Source organism: Arenimonas aestuarii (assembly GCF_054781715.1).
The window spans coordinates 1191254-1207714 of the sequence record NZ_BAAGTW010000004.1 but is presented as its reverse complement, the minus strand read 5'-3'; the positions used below and the strand labels follow the sequence as shown (position 1 = coordinate 1207714).

The 16461-nt window shown below is 68.8% G+C and carries 17 protein-coding genes; 10 read left to right on the top strand and 7 right to left on the bottom strand.

The window, feature by feature from the left end; all coding sequences use genetic code 11:
• The first annotated feature begins 25 nt into the window (after nt 1-25).
• From ACYVJH_RS06710 to ACYVJH_RS06685, 6 genes are all read left to right on the top strand, one after another.
• On the top strand, nt 26-286 hold the full coding sequence (locus tag ACYVJH_RS06710; RefSeq protein ID WP_460453840.1) for a YfhL family 4Fe-4S dicluster ferredoxin: 261 nt from the start codon (nt 26-28) through the stop codon (nt 284-286).
• Complete coding sequence (ggt, locus tag ACYVJH_RS06705; RefSeq protein WP_460453839.1) at nt 283-1983, top strand: gamma-glutamyltransferase; 1701 nt, start codon at nt 283-285, stop codon at nt 1981-1983. Before ACYVJH_RS06710 ends, ggt begins: the two co-directional genes overlap by 4 nt.
• Before the next feature lie 9 nt (nt 1984-1992).
• Nucleotides 1993-2883, top strand: coding sequence for an MBL fold metallo-hydrolase (locus ACYVJH_RS06700; protein ID WP_460453838.1), 891 nt, complete (start codon nt 1993-1995; stop codon nt 2881-2883).
• 10 nt (nt 2884-2893) lie between these two features.
• A complete protein-coding gene (locus ACYVJH_RS06695; protein WP_460453837.1) occupies nt 2894-3310 on the top strand; it encodes a DUF4920 domain-containing protein in 417 nt (138 codons plus the stop codon).
• Nucleotides 3311-3371: 61 nt separating this feature from the next.
• Nucleotides 3372-4778, top strand: a complete 1407-nt coding sequence (locus ACYVJH_RS06690; protein WP_460453836.1) for an alkaline phosphatase PhoX — start codon at nt 3372-3374, stop codon at nt 4776-4778.
• Nucleotides 4779-4788: 10 nt separating this feature from the next.
• Nucleotides 4789-5184, top strand: coding sequence for an MAPEG family protein (locus tag ACYVJH_RS06685; protein ID WP_460453835.1), 396 nt, complete (start codon nt 4789-4791; stop codon nt 5182-5184).
• Here the strand turns inward: ACYVJH_RS06685 and ACYVJH_RS06680 are convergent.
• Genes ACYVJH_RS06680 through ACYVJH_RS06665 form a run of 4 tightly spaced genes read right to left on the bottom strand, consistent with a single transcriptional unit; the run spans nt 5181 to nt 8831 of the window.
• On the bottom strand, nt 5181-5501 hold the full coding sequence (locus tag ACYVJH_RS06680) for an EF-hand domain-containing protein (RefSeq protein ID WP_460453834.1): 321 nt from the start codon (nt 5499-5501) through the stop codon (nt 5181-5183). The two genes, ACYVJH_RS06685 and ACYVJH_RS06680, sit on opposite strands and share 4 nt — an antisense overlap.
• On the bottom strand, nt 5491-6537 hold the full coding sequence (gene rlmM, locus ACYVJH_RS06675; protein WP_460453833.1) for a 23S rRNA (cytidine(2498)-2'-O)-methyltransferase RlmM: 1047 nt from the start codon (nt 6535-6537) through the stop codon (nt 5491-5493). Before rlmM ends, ACYVJH_RS06680 begins: the two co-directional genes overlap by 11 nt.
• Complete coding sequence (locus ACYVJH_RS06670) at nt 6527-7081, bottom strand: nucleoside deaminase (RefSeq protein WP_460453832.1); 555 nt, start codon at nt 7079-7081, stop codon at nt 6527-6529. Before ACYVJH_RS06670 ends, rlmM begins: the two co-directional genes overlap by 11 nt.
• Nucleotides 7082-7088: 7 nt before the next feature.
• On the bottom strand, nt 7089-8831 hold the full coding sequence (locus ACYVJH_RS06665) for a glutamine--tRNA ligase/YqeY domain fusion protein (protein WP_460453831.1): 1743 nt from the start codon (nt 8829-8831) through the stop codon (nt 7089-7091).
• A 156-nt stretch (nt 8832-8987) separates the two neighbouring features.
• Here ACYVJH_RS06665 and ACYVJH_RS06660 point away from each other — a divergent pair, with 156 nt between their 5' ends.
• The gene (locus ACYVJH_RS06660) at nt 8988-11156 is read left to right on the top strand and encodes a GGDEF domain-containing protein (protein WP_460453830.1); all 2169 of its coding nucleotides are present in this window, start codon (nt 8988-8990) and stop codon (nt 11154-11156) included.
• 6 nt (nt 11157-11162) lie between these two features.
• Nucleotides 11163-11810 carry a glutathione S-transferase family protein gene (locus ACYVJH_RS06655; RefSeq protein WP_460453829.1) on the top strand — a complete coding sequence of 216 codons (648 nt, stop codon included), beginning with the start codon at nt 11163-11165 and terminating at the stop codon, nt 11808-11810.
• 14 nt (nt 11811-11824) lie between these two features.
• Here the strand turns inward: ACYVJH_RS06655 and ACYVJH_RS06650 are convergent, their stop codons facing one another.
• The 3 genes from ACYVJH_RS06650 to ACYVJH_RS06640 all read right to left on the bottom strand — a co-directional run bounded on the left by ACYVJH_RS06650 (nt 11825) and on the right by ACYVJH_RS06640 (nt 13928).
• Entirely contained in the window at nt 11825-12457 is a 633-nt protein-coding gene (locus ACYVJH_RS06650) for a hypothetical protein (RefSeq protein WP_460453828.1), read from the bottom strand.
• 21 nt (nt 12458-12478) lie between these two features.
• Complete coding sequence (gene rnk, locus ACYVJH_RS06645; protein ID WP_460453827.1) at nt 12479-12892, bottom strand: nucleoside diphosphate kinase regulator; 414 nt, start codon at nt 12890-12892, stop codon at nt 12479-12481.
• A gap of 94 nt (nt 12893-12986) precedes the next feature.
• Nucleotides 12987-13928 carry a LysR substrate-binding domain-containing protein gene (locus ACYVJH_RS06640; RefSeq protein ID WP_460453826.1) on the bottom strand — a complete coding sequence of 314 codons (942 nt, stop codon included), beginning with the start codon at nt 13926-13928 and terminating at the stop codon, nt 12987-12989.
• A 180-nt stretch (nt 13929-14108) separates the two neighbouring features.
• Here ACYVJH_RS06640 and ahpC point away from each other — a divergent pair, with 180 nt between their 5' ends.
• Both ahpC and ahpF read left to right on the top strand, forming a co-directional pair.
• The gene (ahpC, locus tag ACYVJH_RS06635) at nt 14109-14672 is read left to right on the top strand and encodes an alkyl hydroperoxide reductase subunit C (protein WP_460453825.1); all 564 of its coding nucleotides are present in this window, start codon (nt 14109-14111) and stop codon (nt 14670-14672) included.
• A gap of 138 nt (nt 14673-14810) precedes the next feature.
• Entirely contained in the window at nt 14811-16409 is a 1599-nt protein-coding gene (gene ahpF / locus ACYVJH_RS06630; protein WP_460453824.1) for an alkyl hydroperoxide reductase subunit F, read from the top strand.
• The last annotated feature ends 52 nt before the right edge of the window (nt 16410-16461 follow it).

Below are 16461 nucleotides of genomic sequence, written 5' to 3'. Positions count from 1 at the left end.
CCGGGCCATTGACGGGACGACGCCCATGTCCCTGCTCATCAGCGATATCTGCATCAACTGCGACGTCTGTGCGCCGGCCTGCCCGAACACGGCGATCTCGCAGGGCGAGGTGATCTATGAGATCAACCCGGCCCTGTGCACCGAATGCGTGGGCCACTTCGACGAACCCCAGTGCGTGGTCGTCTGCCCGGTCGAGTGCATCGACCTCGACCCCGGGCATCCCGAGACCCGGGATCAATTGCTGGGCAAGTACGAGGCCCTGACCAAAGGAAAGTCCGCCGCATGATCCGTTTCCTGCTGCCTCTTCTGCTGGCGCTGTCGCCGCTGGCCCACGCCGACGCCGGCAAGCGCCCGGCCGTACCTGCCGAAGCCGGCATCGCCAGCGCCAATGCCTACGCCACCGATGCCGGCATGGAAGTGCTGGCCAAGGGTGGCAACGCCTTCGACGCCGCGATCGCGGTCAGCGCGACCCTGGGTTTGGTGGAGCCGGAGAGTTCGGGCCTGGGCGGCGGCGGGTTCATGCTGCTGCGGGTCGCCGGTGAGGATCGCGAGGTTTTCATCGACGCCCGCGAACGCGCACCGCTGGCCGCCAGCCGCGACATGTTCCTCGATGGTCAGGGCAACGCCAATCGCGACCTGTCGGTGAACGGCGCGCTGGCGGCGGGCATTCCCGGGCTGCCCGCGGGCCTGGACCACCTGGCGAAAAAATACGGCCGCCTGCCGCTTTCGCAGTCGCTGGCCCCCGCCATCCGCCTGGCCCGCGAAGGCTGGCGCTTCGGCCCGAAGAACGCCGCGTTCCTGGGCTATCGCCGCGATGTCCTGGCGCGCAGCCCGGCCGCCGCCAAACTTTTCCTGCGCGCGGGCAAGGTGCCGGAGGAAGGCACGCTGATGCGCAACGAAGACTACGCGCGCACGCTCGAACGCCTGGCCAGGCACGGTGCCGACGGTTTTTACCGCGGCGACTTCGGCCGCAAGCTGGTCCGCGGCGTGCGCGACGCCGGCGGTATCTGGACCGAACGCGACCTGGCCGAATACACCGTGGTCGAACGCGAACCGCTGCGCATCAGTCACCGCGGCTTTAACATCGTCACGGCGCCGCCGCCCTCGTCGGGCGGCGTGGCGCTGGCCACCATGCTCAAGGTGCTCGAAGGGTATGACTACCCGCGCCTGGGCAAGACCGAACGCAGCCATCTGTTCATCGAAGCCATGCGCCGCGCCTACCGCGACCGCGCGCTCTACCTGGGCGACCCCGACTTCGTGCAGGCGCCCGTGGACATGCTGGTTTCCGATGCCTACGCCGCCGGCCTGCGTGCCTCGATCCACCCGGCCAGGGCCACGCCCAGCGACCTGCTGCCGGGCATCGACGCGCCGCCGCCGCGCCCGGACACCAGCCACTTCTCGGTCATCGACACCGAAGGCAACCTGGTCGCCGTCACCCAGACGGTGAACCTGCCCTACGGCAACGCGCTGGTAGTGCCGGGCACCGGTTTCCTGCTCAACAACGAGATGGACGATTTTTCGGTCAAGCCGGGCGTGCCCAATGCCTTCGGCCTGGTCGGCGACGACGCCAATGCCATCGCGCCGGGCAAGCGCCCGCTGTCCTCGATGACGCCGACGTTCCTGGTCGGCCCCGAGCGCACCGCCGTGCTGGGTACGCCGGGCGGCAGCCGCATCATCACCATGGTGCTGCTGGGCCTGGTGGAGCTGATGCAGGGCGAGGGGGCGCAGGCCACCGCCTCGGCACCGCGTTTCCACCACCAGTACCTGCCCGACGTCGTGCAGGCGGAGGCTGCTGCCTTCACGCCGGCAGAGATCGCTGCGCTCGAGGCCATGGGCCACGACATCGAAGCCGGCGAGCGCACCTGGGGCAACATGCAGGTGGTTTTGTGGAACCATCAATCCGGCGACGTCGAGGCCGGCACCGACCCGCGCTGGAAGGGCGTCGGCAAGGGTTCGTCCGCCGAAGCGTCGGTATACCGCTAGGAGGCAGGCATGAAACTCTGGTCCATCCTTGGAAACTCGCAGCGCCTGGACGGCGGCGCCATGTTCGGCAACGCGCCGCGGGCAATGTGGCAGAAGTGGTCGCCGCCCGACGAACTCAACCGCATCGAACTGGCCTGCCGCGCGCTGCTGGCGACGCCGGTGAACGGCAAGACGGTGCTGTTCGAAGCCGGTATCGGTGCATTCTTCGAGCCGAAGCTGCGCGAGCGTTACGGCGTGGTCGAAGACCGGCACGTACTGCTCGATTCCCTCGCACAAGCCGGCTTTTCCCACGAGGACGTCGACGTCGTGGTGCTCAGCCATCTTCACTTCGACCACGCCGGCGGCCTGCTCGCGGCCTGGGAGGAGGGCAAGCCGGCGCGGCTGCTGTTCCCGAACGCCACCTTCGTGGTCGGCGGCGAACACTGGCGCCGCGCGAGCGAGCCGCACCCGCGCGACCGCGCCAGTTTCATCCCCGAACTCAGGGACCTGCTCGAGGCCAGCGGCCGGCTCGAGCTGGTCGAAGGCGAGCACTGCAAGATCTTGGGCGATGCCGTGCGGTTCCACTACAGCGAAGGCCACACGCCGGGCCTGATGCTGGCCGAACTGTGCGGACCGGCCGGCGACGACCGCCGCCCGCGCGGCGGCCTGGTGTTCTGCGCCGACCTGATCCCGGGCCGGCCCTGGGTGCACGTGCCCATCACGATGGGCTACGACCGGTTCCCGGAAAAGCTCATCGATGAAAAGCGCGCGTTCCTCGAAGACAAGCTCGAGCGCAACGTGCATCTTTATTTCACCCACGATCCCGGCTGCGCGCTGGCGCAGGTGACCCGGGACCCGAAGGGCAAGTTCGGCACCACCCACGAAGTGCCCGCCCTGCACGCCCGTCCACTCGCTGCCTGAGGACCTGCCAATGAACCGACTGCTGTTGCTGCCGCTGCTGAGCCTGGCTCCGCTTGCACTGGCTGCCGATTACGGCGCGCCCATGCCCGCGGGCGATTCGGTATCGATTGCCGAGGCGGCGGCCAAGCCGGAGGCCTACGAAGGCAAGCCGGGCAAGTTCAGCGGCCGCATTACCGAGGTCTGCCAGAAGAAGGGCTGCTGGGTCGTGCTGGAACAGGATGGCCACAGCGCCCGCGTGATGGCCAGGGACCACGGCTTCGAGGTGCCGAAGGATGCCAGCGGAACGGCCGTCGCCTACGGCGTGCTCGAAGTCGAGCCGATCAGCGCGGAACATGCCCGCCATCTGGTCGAGGACGACGGCGCCAGGGCCCCGGCAAAGCAGGAGCTGCGCATCGTCGCCACGACGATCAGCCTGCCGGACGCGTAGTTGTCACGCTGGGCCCGCAGCATGGAGGGTCCGGATCCGGGATCCACCCGCGGGAACTGAATTGAACAGCCAGGAAAAGACACCGCGTTTCTCGCGGCGACGCATGTTGCAGGGCGGCCTGGGCCTCGGCGTCGCAGCCCTGGGCCTGGGGCCGGTGGGCACGCTGCTGGCGAAGGCCGGTAGTGGCCTGGGCGTCTCGTCGGGATACGGCCCGCTGGCGCCGGTGCGCGACCGCAGCACCGGGCTGGCGTTGCTGCAGCTGCCGGCGGGTTTCGAATACACCAGCTTTGGCTGGGCCGGCGAGGAAATCTCGCCCGGCCAGGCCTGCCCCGGCAGACACGACGGTATGGGCGTGGTCGGGGCCGACGGCGACATCGTCACCCTGGTGCGCAACCACGAGCTGACGAAGGAGCCGGGCGGCAGCTTCGCGCCGGCCTCGGCCACCTACAACCCCGACGTCCGCGGTGGCACCGTCACCCTGCGCTTCGACACGGCGCGCGGCGAGTTCGTGGACGCGGTGCCCTCGCTGTCGGGCACGCTGGTGAACTGCGCGGGCGGCGTTACGCCCTGGGGCAGTTGGCTGTCCTGCGAGGAAATCGTGCTCGATGCCGGACAGAAGGTGCGCATCGGCAAGGACAGCGTGCATGAAATGAAGCGCAGCCACGGCTTCGTGTTCGAAGTGCCGGGCAAGGGCCTGTCGAACGCCGAGCCGCTGCTGGCCATGGGCCAGATGAATCACGAAGCCGCCGCGGTGGACCCGCGCGAGGGCGTCGTTTACCTGACCGAGGACCACGAGCCCTACGCCGGCTTCTATCGCTTCATTCCCCGCAGGCCCGGTGAACTGCATCGTGGTGGCCGCCTGCAGATGCTGCGCGCCGAAGGCGCCCCGGACCTGCGCACCGGCTGCCGCGTGGGCGACGTGATGAAGGCGCGCTGGGTCGACATCGACGAACCCACGCAGGGCACCGACAGCGACGGCGGCGCGGGCGGCCTGGTGCGCCAGGGTCTGGCAAATGGCGGTACGGCCTTCATCCGGCTCGAGGGCGTGATCGTCGAACAAGGCCGGGTCTTCTTCATCTCCACCAGCGGCGGCGACGCCGGCTGTGGCCAGATGTGGGCCTACCGTCCGGGCGAGGGCCTGCTGGAACTGGTGTTCGAATCGCCTTCGCGCGACGTGCTGGCCTACCCGGACAACATCGTCGCCAGCCCACGCGGTGGCCTGGTGATCTGCGAGGACTCCGGACAGCCGGTGCAGCGACTCTACGGGCTGGATCGCGCCAGCGGCCTGTTCGAATTCTGCCGCAACAACGTGGTGCTGGACGGCTACCGGGGCTTCAGCGGAGACTTCCGGGGAGAGGAGTGGGCGGGTGCCTGTTTTTCCCCGGACGGCCGCTGGCTGTTCGCCAACATCTACGAGCCTGGCTTCACGGTCGCCATCAGCGGCCCCTGGAAGCCCGGCCTGATCTGAGGAGCGAACCATGATCACCCTGCTTTACGCCGCACTTTGCACCCTGCTGGTCCTGGGCCTGGCCATCCGCGTGATGCTGGCTCGTGGCCGCCTGAAGGTGGGCCTGGGCGACGGCGGGCACGGTGAACTGAACCGGCGCGTGCGCGCCCACTCCAATGCGGTCGAATACGTGCCACTGGCGCTCATCCTGCTCGGCGGCATGGAATTGAACGGCTACCCGGACTGGCTCGTGCACGTGTTCGGCGCGACGCTGGTGGTTTCGCGCGTGCTGCACGCCTGGGGCCTGGCGGTCAGCGAAGGCCGCAGCACGGGCCGCTTCTGGGGCACGCTGCTTACGCTGCTGCTGATGGTCGCGATGTGCGTGATGGCGATCTTCGGCTTCGCCGCCGGCTTTTCGGCTTACTAACGCCGCGGCGGCGCCAGCAGCTCCTGGCGGCTGAGGTAGCCGTTGCCGTCGGCGTCCTGACGGCGGAACTGCGCGCCAAAGCGTGCTTCGTGCTGTTCGAGGGTGATGCGCGGGGCGTCGGGCACGTGCTGTTCGTGCGGCTCGAGCACGCCGTTTCCGTCCACGTCCATCTGCCGGAAGGCAAAACCCATGCGCTCGAGGAACTCGTCGAGCGAAACCCGGCCGTCACCGTCCAGGTCGACGCGGGTGAAATAGTCGTCGGCCTGCCCGAAGCAAGGCGCGGCCAGCAACAGCAGCGCCAGCAGGCTAGCCCGCATAGACCGTTATTTCCTCGCGGTCGTGGTAGAGCTGCTTGGCGCGGATGGTCAGCGGCCGGCCTGCCTTGTCGACGAAATGCTGAAGGCAGTCGCGGGTTTCATCCCAGCGTTTTTTCATTGGCAGCTTGAGGTTGAAGATCGAGCGCTTGCACCAGCCCTCGCGGAACCAGGTGCCCATGCGGTCGGCCACTTTCGCAGGCGACTCGACCATGTCGCAGACCATCCAGTCCAGGGGCTTGGGCGGCTGCCAGCGGAAGCCGTCGGCGCGGATGTGTTCGATGATGCCGGTGTCCATGGCGCTGTCGGCCATCGGGCCGTTGTCGATCGCGGCCACGCGGATGTGCCGGCGCGCCAGCACCCAGCTCCAGCCGCCGGGCGCGGCGCCCAGGTCGGCGGCGTTCATGCCCGGCTGCAGGAAGGCGTCGCGTTCCTTGTCGGTGAGCAGGCACATCAGCGCCTCCTCGAGCTTGAGCGAGGAACGGCTGGGCGCGTCGGCATGCGCGCGCAGGCGCGGCACGCCCAGCGGCCAGGGCGACGAGTCCTTCGGGTCGGCGCTGGCCAGCAGGGCATGGTTGCCGGCCAGCATCAGCACGTGCAGGCGCGGCATGCGCGGGTCTTCCTTCTCGGTGATCAGGCCGCGCTGGCGCAGCGCCGGCCGCAGTGCGTTGCCCAGGGCGCGGGCCAGACCGGATAGCTGGCGGCCTTCATCGGAGTCGGTGTGTTCGACCCAGACATCGCCGTGGCGGCCACGGCCGCCCAGGGCTTCCATGATCGGGCCGACGCGGTCCTTGGGGTCCAGGCCGGGCAGGTCGGCGAGCAGGCGCAGTTTCTGGCGCGCGAAGATCAGCGTCGACCAGGGCAGGGCCGAGGCCAGCGCGGCGCCGTCCTCGATGCCCAGGAACTGCACGAAGCCGGTGTTGCGTTCGGCCTTGGCATATCCGGGGAAGCCAGCGAGCGCCGAACGTTCGCTCAGTTCGGCCGCCAGTTCCGGTTCGAAACCGGGGCGGCAGTAGGCCAACAGGCCATCAGTAGACAAGTCCGGACTCCCCGTAGTCACGCAAGATGTCGCGGGCATGGTCGCGCAGCAGGTCGGTGCTGACGCGGATGCCGCGTTTTTCCAGTTCGCCGCGCCAATCGGCGGGCAGCGGACCTTCGTCGAAGCCGGCCAGGTCCTGCACGTCGTCGGCGCGCGCGCCTATGAGCAGCTCATCGATGCCAGCCCAGACCACGGCGCCGTAACACATCGAACAGGGCTGGGCGGAGCTGGCCAGGGTGATCGGGCCGCCGGACTGGTTGAGCCGGAAACTTTGCATACGTTGCTGGCTGGTCGCCAGCGCCATGATTTCGGCATGCGCCGCGGAACAGTTGTGCGGAACGACCCGGTTCACGCCGACGCCGACCAGGCGGTCGCCGTGGAACACCGCCGCCCCGAACGGACCGCCGCTGCGGTGGTCGACGTTGCGGCGAGAAAGCTGGATCGCCAGCGCCACCTTGTCCTGCGCCGACGGATAGGCGCGCTGGGCATCCACTTCTTCGTGGATCCAGGCCGGCAGGGTGAGGTGGAGCTGGGCGTAGATCATGCGTGGCTCACTTCTTCGCCCAGGTGTCGCGCAGGGTGACGGTGCGGTTGAACACCGGCCGGCCCGGCGCATGGTCGCGGCGGTCGGCGGTGAAAAAGCCCAGGCGCTCGAACTGCACACCGGCCTCGGCCGGCAGCTGCGCGGCCGACGGCTCGACGTAGGCCTGCACCACCCGCACCGACTCCGGATTCAGGTGGTCGCGGTAGGTCTTGCCATCCTCGTCGCGGTCCGGGTCGGGCACGTTGAACAGGCGGTCGTACAGGCGTACCTCGGCCGGCAGCGCGTGCGCGGCGCTGACCCAGTGGATGGTGCCCTTGACCTTGCGGTCGGCGCCTTCCATGCCGGTGCGCGTCAGCGGATCGAGCGTGCAGCGCAGTTCGGTGATGTCGTCGCCGGACTTGACCACGTCTTCGCAGCGCACGATGCCGACGCCGCGCAGGCGAACTTCGCCGCCGGGCACCAGGCGGTGGAAACCCTTGGGCGGGACTTCCATGAAGTCTTCGCGCTCGATCCACAGCTCGCGCGAGAACGGCACCTCGCGGTCGCCGAAGGACGCATCCTTGGGGTGGTTCGGGAAGCGCAGCGTCTCGGCGTGTCCTTCGGGCAGGTTGGTGAGCACCAGCTTCACCGGGTTGACCACGGCCAGGCGGCGCGGTGCGGCGGCGTCCATGACCTCGCGGATGCAGCCTTCAAGCACCGAGAAGTCGATCAGCGAGTTCTGCTTGCTGATGCCAACCCGATCCGAGAACAGGCGCAGCGCCGCCGCCGGCGTGCCGCGGCGGCGCAGGCCCTGCAGGGTCGGCATGCGTGGGTCGTCCCAGCCCGCCACCAGGCCTTCCTGCACCAGGGCGAGCAGCTTGCGCTTGCTCATCACGGTGAAATTGATGTTCAAGCGGGAGAATTCGATCTGGCGGGGCTTGGCGGCCGGCACGGCGAAGCCGGCATCCACCAGGGGCTGGTAAAGCGCGGGGTCGCCGGCCAGGTCCACCCTGTCCACGAACCAGTCGTAGAGCGGCCGGTGGTCCTCGAACTCCAGGGTGCACAGCGAATGGGTGATGCCCTCTAGCGCGTCGGACAGACAGTGCGCGTAGTCGTACATCGGGTAGATCGGCCAGGCGTCGCCGGTGTTCTGGTGGGCCACCTTCTTGATGCGGTAGATGGCCGGGTCGCGCAGGTTGATGTTGCCGCTGGCCATGTCGATCTTCGCGCGCAGGGTGCGGCTGCCATCGGCGAACTCGCCGGCGCGCATGCGTCGGAACAGGTCCAGGTTTTCTTCGATGCTGCGCTCGCGGAAGGGCGAATTGCGGCCCGGTTCGGTCAGGGTGCCGCGGTATTCGCGCACCTGCTCGGCGTTGAGGTCGCACACGTAGGCCAGGCCCTGCTCGACCAGCTTGACCGCACCGCGGTAGAAAACTTCGAAATAATCCGAGGCATGGCGCAGCTCTGCCCATTCGAAGCCAAGCCAGCGCACGTCTTCCTTGATCGCCTCGACGTATTCGGGGTCTTCCTTGGCCGGGTTGGTGTCGTCGAAGCGCAGGTTCACCAGGCCGCCGAACTCGCGGCCGATGCCGAAGTTCAGGCAGATCGACTTGGCGTGGCCGATGTGCAGGTAGCCGTTGGGCTCGGGCGGGAAGCGCGTGCGCACGGCGGCATGCTTGCCGCTGGCCAGGTCCTCGCGGACGATCTGGCGGATGAAATCGTTCTTTTCCGTCGCCGCGGCGGCGTCGGTGGGGGCGGGGGTCAGGGTCATGCGTCCGGAAACAGCGTGGAAAGGCCTCTAGTCTAACGGCTTGGCCGCATCCCGCGGCCTTTACTACGCACGGGGCCGGGCTCGGGCTAGAATCGCCGGGCAGGGGGCTGCTAACACATGTAGGGGAGACGGCGCTTGCGATACGCATGGGCCCTGATGAGCTTGACCGCAGCCGCCACGCTGGCCGCCGCGGCCCTGTTGATTCCCGGTGCGCGCGCCCAGGCGCCGCAGCCCAGCCTGGACCTGGCGGTCATGGAGACGCCGGCCGGCACCACCCTCAACGACATTCTCACCGGCCGGGCCCAGCCCGGCTTCACGCCCGTGCTGACCCCGGGCCTTGCCTTCACCGCCCGCGATGGGCGCGTGCTCTGGGTGCGCGTGCGCACCGACCTGCCGGCCGGCGACCATGACTGGCGGCTGGGCGTGGTCCGCGTGCCGCTGGAACACCTGCGCCTGCGCGTGCATCCCCCAGGCCGGGTGGTTGCCCGGGACAGTTTCTTTGATCGCGTTGACGACCAGCAGCCCTGGCCCAGCCATTTCGACCTGCCGCTGCCGGAGGGCATGTCCGGTCCGGCCGAGCTCTACCTTGAGCTTGAAGGCCGGGTGATGGGGGGGCTGCACGTCAGCCTGCGCGATGCCGCCACCGCCGCCGGCCAGGAAGAGCAGGCCAGGTTCTGGTTCCGCGTCGTCTACGCGATGCTGCTGCTGGTGGCGCTGCTGTCGCTGGTGCGCCATGCCGAGGATTCCCGTGCGGGCGCGCTGTCGGTGGGCGCCGCTGCCTTCTGTTCATGGCTGGCCTGCCTGGGCATCAATGGCCACCTGTACTCCCTGCCCGAAGTCGCGTTGCTTTCGGGGCTGGGCGCGGTGGTGCCCCAGGCCCTGTTCCTGCTGGGTGCCGGGCCGGTGGTGCTGGCCACGCGCCATTACAGCGGGCTGGACAAGTCCGCGCCGCAGATAGTGGGCTGGGTGCGTGCCCTGGGTTGGGTCCTGGTGGCCGGCGCCCTGTTCGCGCTGACCCTGCCGAACAATGCCAGCATCACCCTGCAATGGGTGGCCCTGGTCAGCTATCCGGTGGCGCTGCTGGCCTGCGTGATGATGCTGCTGCTCGATTCCCGCAGCTATCGCTGGGCACCGCTGCTGACCCTGGCGCTGATGGGTGGCGCGGTGGTGCTGCGGTTCCTGGCCGACCACCAGGTGGTCGAGGCCAACTGGTGGACGCTCTACGGCTGGCAGCTGCTGCTGGCGCTGGTCATGGTCCAGTATCTGGGCCTGCCCTGGGCGCGGGCGCGGATGCAGCGCTGGGCCATGCGCAAGCGGGCCGAGCCGCCGCCGCCCAGTGCCGAAGAGAAGATCGAGGCCGCGCGCGGCAAACTGATGGCCAGCCTGCAGCACGGCCTCAGCCACGCCGACGACGATGACGTGGCGTGGATCGCCTACCGGCGACTGCTCGATGGCCTCAAGTCGGTGCTGGACCAGAACAGCTCGGCCGTGGTCGGTGAACACGCCGACGGCGAAGAACTGCTGCAGGTCGAGCCCAAGTCGGCCGAATCACGCTACCGCAACCTGTTGCGCGAGCGCGCAACGCTCCTGCGCAACCTCAGCAAGCTCAAGGCGGCGCAGCAGGTCGGCTTCGACTTCGACGGGCCGGAGGGCCCGCTCGACAAGGTGCAGCTGGCGGTCATCCCGCTGCCCATTCCCAAGCCCGGCTGGGGTGCCCTGTTGGTCGAGCGCCCCGCCGGCGTGAGTTATTCCGATGCCGAACTCGCGCTGTGTGCCGAGTTCGCGGCCATGGCCGTGGTGGCCGGCGAAGAAGCGTCGGGCACGGTCAGCGCCCAGCGCCAGGCCGAAACCGATCCGGCCACCGGCGTCTTCCGAGAGGAGGCCATACGCGACCGCCTGCAGCAGATGATCGAGGCGGCCCGCCTGCGGCAAACGCCGTTCAGCCTGCTCTGGATCGAACTCGACCAGGTTGCCTCCCTGCGCGAGGCCGGAGGCGAAGTCGCCGTGGTTTCGGCCCTGCGGCCGGTGGCCGCCTTGCTGCGCGACGAGCTGAGCCACGGCGACCTGATTGGCCGCAGCGACAGCGGTGGTTTCCTGGTGCTGGCGCCAGGCAAGAAGCTGCTGCAGGCGCGTGAGTATGCCGAACGCCTGCGCGAGGCCGTGTCGCACATGGCGGTGGACCCGCGCATCGCGCCAACGCTCAGCATCAGCGTCGGCATTGCCCAGGCGGCGTCGGGTGAACGCAAGGCGGCTGACCTGGCCGAGCGGGCGGGCAACGCGGCCCGGGTGGCCAACCGCAACGGCGGCGACCAGATCTTCAGCTGACGGCCCATGTCCACGATCCTCGTCATCGGCAACAAGAACTACTCGTCCTGGTCGTTGCGGCCGTGGCTGCTGCTGCGAAACGCCGGCGTGGCCTTCGAGGAAGTCCGGCTGCCGCTGGACACCCCGGAGTTCCACGCCCGCGTCGGCGACTGGTCGCCAACCGGTCGGGTGCCGGTGCTTCACGACAACGGCCAGGTGGTCTGGGATTCCCTCGCCATCTGCGAGTACGCCAATGAGCGCTGGCTGCGGGGCAGCGGCTGGCCGGGTGATCCGGGCCGGCGCGCCCTGGCGCGTTCGGTGGCCTCGGAAATGCACTCGGGTTTCCCCGCCCTGCGCGCCCAGCTGCCGATGAACTGCCGGCGCGAGCCGCGCGAACGACACTGGGATGAAGCCGCGCAGCGCGACATCGATCGCGTGCTGTCGTTATGGAGCGAGCTGCGCGCGCAGGCCAGCGGCGGTGATTTCCTGTTCGGTGGTTTCGGTATCGCCGATGCGATGTTCGCCCCGGTCTGCGTGCGATTGCGCGGCTACGGCGTGCCGCTGTCCGGGCCGGCCGCCGCCTACACCGAAGCCATCTACGCGCTGCCGGCGATGTCCGAGTGGCTGATGGCCGGGCGGGCCGAAACCGAAACGGTGGCGCACGACGAGGCCTGAGCCGCGCCATGCGCTCAGAACGATTCGATCTCGCACACGTAGATCAGTTCGCAGGCACCATCGCCGCTGTCTTCGCGGGTGAGCGAACTGCGCCACAGCCAGCCGTCGTCGCTGCGGATCTCCACCAGCCAGCCCTGCAGGCGCACGGTCTGGTCCTCGCGCACGCGATTGATGGCGGCGGCGACGGTGTCATTGGCCGGTACCAGGTGCATGTTCGCGCTTGATCGCACGATTTCCTGTACCGGCAGGGGCGGGCCTTCGGCACCCCAGCGGTAGTGGTACCAGCGGCCGCGCTGGGAGATGTCCAGTTGCCTGTACACGGCCGGGTCGGCCATGCGTTGCCAGCCCAGGGCCAGGTCGGTGGGCGACAGGGCGGCGTTGCGATCGAAGCGGTAGTCCTCGCGGCCCAGCACCCGGGCCTCGAGGGCGAAAGCCGCGAGAGGGCGCAGGGTGTGTCCTTCGAGCCGGGCGGCAGGTGCGTCGGCAACCAGCACCTGCAGCGGTTCGGCCAGCCCGGCCGGGGATGCCATCTGCGGACAGGCCAGGGAAGCGCCGGCTCCCGTCGCCGGCACCGCGGGGTCGCGACCGGCGACCCAGAACAGGGCGGCGGCGGCGACGACCAGCGTGATCCAGAGCCAGCGAGGCATGGCGAGTGTCCGGTCCGTTCGTCAGCGCGGGAGGGCGCCCGACGCTTCGGGCTGGTAGGCGATGGACGTGACCCGCAGGCGCAGCGACCGCCCGCCGGGTCCGCTCCAGTCGATGCTCTGGCCCACCGACAAGCCCAGCAGGGCCGTGCCGACCGGTGCCAGCACCGAAACCCTGTGGCGGTCGACGTCGGCGTCGGGCGGGTAGACCAGGGTCAGGCGATGGCGTTCGCCACCGACTTCGTCCACGCAGGTGACCTCCGAATTCATGGTGACGACGTCGGCGGGCATGTCGGCCGGCGCGATGACGTTTGCCCGCTCGAGTTCGCGGCCCAGTGCGGCGGCGGCGGGCAGGGCGGCGACGGCGGGCGATTCAAGCAGCCGCTCGAGCTGGTCAAGGTCGCGGCTGGAAACGGTGATCGGCGGCGGGGTGGCCATGGCGGCTCCAAAAAGCAAAAGGGGCGTCGCGTTGCCGCGCCGCCCGGGGGTCATCAATCCTGTCAGGGCACGATAGCCCTTGGTCCTGCGTGCTTCAAGGCTTGGCCGGGCGCCGCGCCGGTAGGTCGTCGGCCGGCAGGTCCAGCAGGCCGGCGGGCAGGTCCCGCAACACCCGGGCCAGGTCGTGCAGGAACGCTCCCATCGCCGAACTGCGCCGCCAGACCAGGGCCAGGCGGCGGCTCGGCGGCGGGTCGCGGAAGGACAGCAGGCGGATGTCTTCCGATGCCGGCACCGGCGGCTTCACCGCCAGCACGGGCAACAGGGTGACGCCCACGCCGGCGGCGACCATCTGCCGCAGCGTCTCGAGGCTGGTGGCGCGGAAACCTTCCTTCTCCCCGGCGCCGGCCAGGCCGCAGACCTCCAGCGCGTGGTCGCGCAGGCAGTGGCCCTCCTCCAGCAGGAGCAGGTGCTGGTCGCCCAGCTCGCCCAGGCTCAGGTTGCGACGTCCCGCCAGCGGATGGCCGTCGGGCACCGCCAGCATGAAGGGCTCTTCGAACAGGAATTCGGATTCGGCCCACTCTTCGTTCAGTGGCATCGCCAGCACCGCGGCATCGAGCTTGCCTTCGCGCAACATGTGCAGCACGACTTCGGTCTTTTCCTCGACCAGCAGCAGTTCCAGGCGCGGGAAACGTTTGCGGATGCGTGGCACCACGTGGGGTAGCAGGTAGGGGCCGAGGGTGGGGAACAGGCCCAGGCGCACGCTTCCGGCCTCGGGGTCGGCCGTGCGACGGGCGGTTTCGCGCATCTGCTCGACCTCGGCCAGCACGCGGCGCGCGCGCATCGCGATGTCCTGCCCCGCGGCGGTCAACATCACGTGCCTGGGTGCGCGCTCGACCAGGGACACGCCCAGCTCTTCCTCGAGCTTCTTTACCTGGGTCGACAGCGTGGGCTGGCTGACATGGCACGACTCCGCGGCCCGGCCGAAATGGCGCAGGTCGGCCAGGGCAACGAGGTAACGCAGATCGCGGAGGTTCATGGCGATTGCTATAGCCTATGGAACCGCCGATGACAATCGTCAAGGCGTGAAGGCCCGGTATCCGAGGTATAGGTAAAACCTATCGTTGCGATAGGAACTATCACTTTCACATATCAATAGCTATTGCCTACCATGGCCGCAAGTTTCGATTCACCCTTCCTCAAACCCCCAGGAGCCAAGATGTCCCTGATCAACACCGAAATCCAGCCGTTCAAGGCCCAGGCCTTCCACAACGGCAAGTTCGTCGAAGTCACCCAGGAGTCCCTGAAGGGCAAGTGGTCGGTCATCGTCTTCATGCCGGCTGCCTTCACCTTCAACTGCCCGACCGAAGTCGAGGACGCGGCCGACAACTACGCCGAGTTCCAGAAGATGGGCGCCGAGGTCTACATCGTCACCACCGACACCCACTTCTCGCACAAGGTCTGGCACGAAACCTCGCCGGCCGTGGGCAAGGCCAAGTTCCCGCTGGTCGGTGACCCGACCCACCAGCTGACCCGCGCCTTCGGCGTGCACATCGACGAAGAAGGCCTGGCCCTGCGCGGCACCTTCATCATCAATCCCAAGGGCGTCATCAAGACCCTGGAGATCCATGACAACGCCATTGCGCGTGACATGAAGGAAACCGTGCGCAAGCTCAAGGCCGCCCAGTACGTCGCCGCCCACCCGGGCCAGGTGTGCCCGGCCAAGTGGAAGGAAGGCGAGAAGACGCTCGCCCCGTCGCTGGACCTGGTCGGCAAGATCTGAGTCCCGCTGCACGGAAGTCTTGCCCGGGCGGCCAGCCCGCCCGGGCGTTTCCCCTGCGCGCTTCGCGCCCACCCCGGAGGTTTACGCCTGCGGCCGCCAGCGGCCACAGGCGCAAACCCCTGCTCATGGAGTACGGACATGCTTGACGAAAACCTCAAGACCCAGCTCTCGGCCTACCTGCAGAAGCTGCGCATGCCGATCGAGCTGGTCGCGTCCCTGGACGATGGCGAAAAATCACGCGAACTCGAGGTCCTGCTGGGCGAAATCGCTTCGCTGTCTGACCTGGTCACGCTGCGCCTGGACGGCGACGATGACCGCGTGCCTTCGTTCGCCATCGTGCGCACGGGCAGCGACATCGCCGTGCGCTTCGCCGGCATCCCGCTGGGCCACGAATTCACTTCGCTGGTGTTGGCCCTGCTGCAGGTCGGCGGCCACCCGTCGAAGGAATCGCAGGAATTGCTCGAGCAGGTGGCGGCGCTGGACGGTGATTTCAGCTTCGAAAGCTATTATTCGCTGTCGTGCCAGAACTGCCCGGACGTGGTGCAGGCGCTGAACCTGATGGCGGTGCTGAACCCGCGCATCCGCCACGTGGCCATCGACGGCGCCTTGTTCCAGGACGAGGTCGAGCGTCGCGAAGTGATGGCGGTGCCCACCGTGTTCCTCAACGGCGAGGTGTTCGACCAGGGCCGCATGGACCTGGCGCAGATCGTCGCCAGGCTCGACAGCAATGCCGGCAGCCGCGATGCCGAGCGCATCCGGGCCAAGGCGCCCTACGACATGTTGGTGGTGGGCGGTGGCCCGGCCGGCGCGGCCGCCGCCATCTATGCGGCTCGCAAGGGCATCCGCACCGGCGTGGCGGCCGAACGGTTCGGGGGCCAGGTGCTCGACACCCTTGGCATCGAGAACCTGATCGCCGTCGACCACACCGAAGGCCCGCGCCTGGCCGCGGCGATGGAAGCCAACGTGCGTGCCAACGACGTGGACGTGATGAACCTGCAGCGCGCCACGCGCCTGGTGCCCGCGGACGAGGTCGGCGGCCTGGCCGAAGTGCAGCTGGCCAACGGCGCCAGCCTGTTCGCGCGCACCGTCATCCTCTCCACCGGCGCGCGCTGGCGGCAGATGGGTGTGCCCGGCGAGGAGCAGTACCGGAACAAGGGCGTGGCCTATTGCCCGCACTGCGATGGCCCGCTGTTCAAGGGCAAGCGCGTGGCGGTGATCGGCGGCGGCAATTCCGGCATCGAGGCGGCCATCGACCTGGCCGGCATCGTCGCCCACGTGACCGTGGTCGAGTTTGCCGACAAGCTGCGCGCCGACGAAGTGCTGCAGCGCAAGCTGCGGAGCCTGCCGAACGTGGACGTGGTGCTCAACGGCCAAAGCACCGAGGTGCTGGGCGACGGCCGCCGGGTGACCGGCCTGGCCTGGCGCGACCGCAACAGCGGCGAAGCCCGCCAGCTCGAGCTCGAGGGCATCTTCGTGCAGATCGGCCTGCTGCCCAACACCGAGTGGCTGGCCGATGCGGTTGAACTGAGCCCGCGCGGCGAGATCGTCGTCGATGCCCATGGCCGCACCTCGGCACACGGTGTGTTCGCCGCCGGCGACGCCACCACCGTGCCCTACAAGCAGATCGTGGTGTCCCTGGGTGCCGGCGCCACCGCCGGCCTGGCTGCCTTCGACCACCTGATCCGGAACCCGCTGCCGGTGGCCGCCGAGTCCGCCGCCGCTGCGGAAACCGCCTGAGGGCCTGGCCGCCGGCCCCCGGGCCGGCGCGTTATCATGGCGTCGCCCCCGG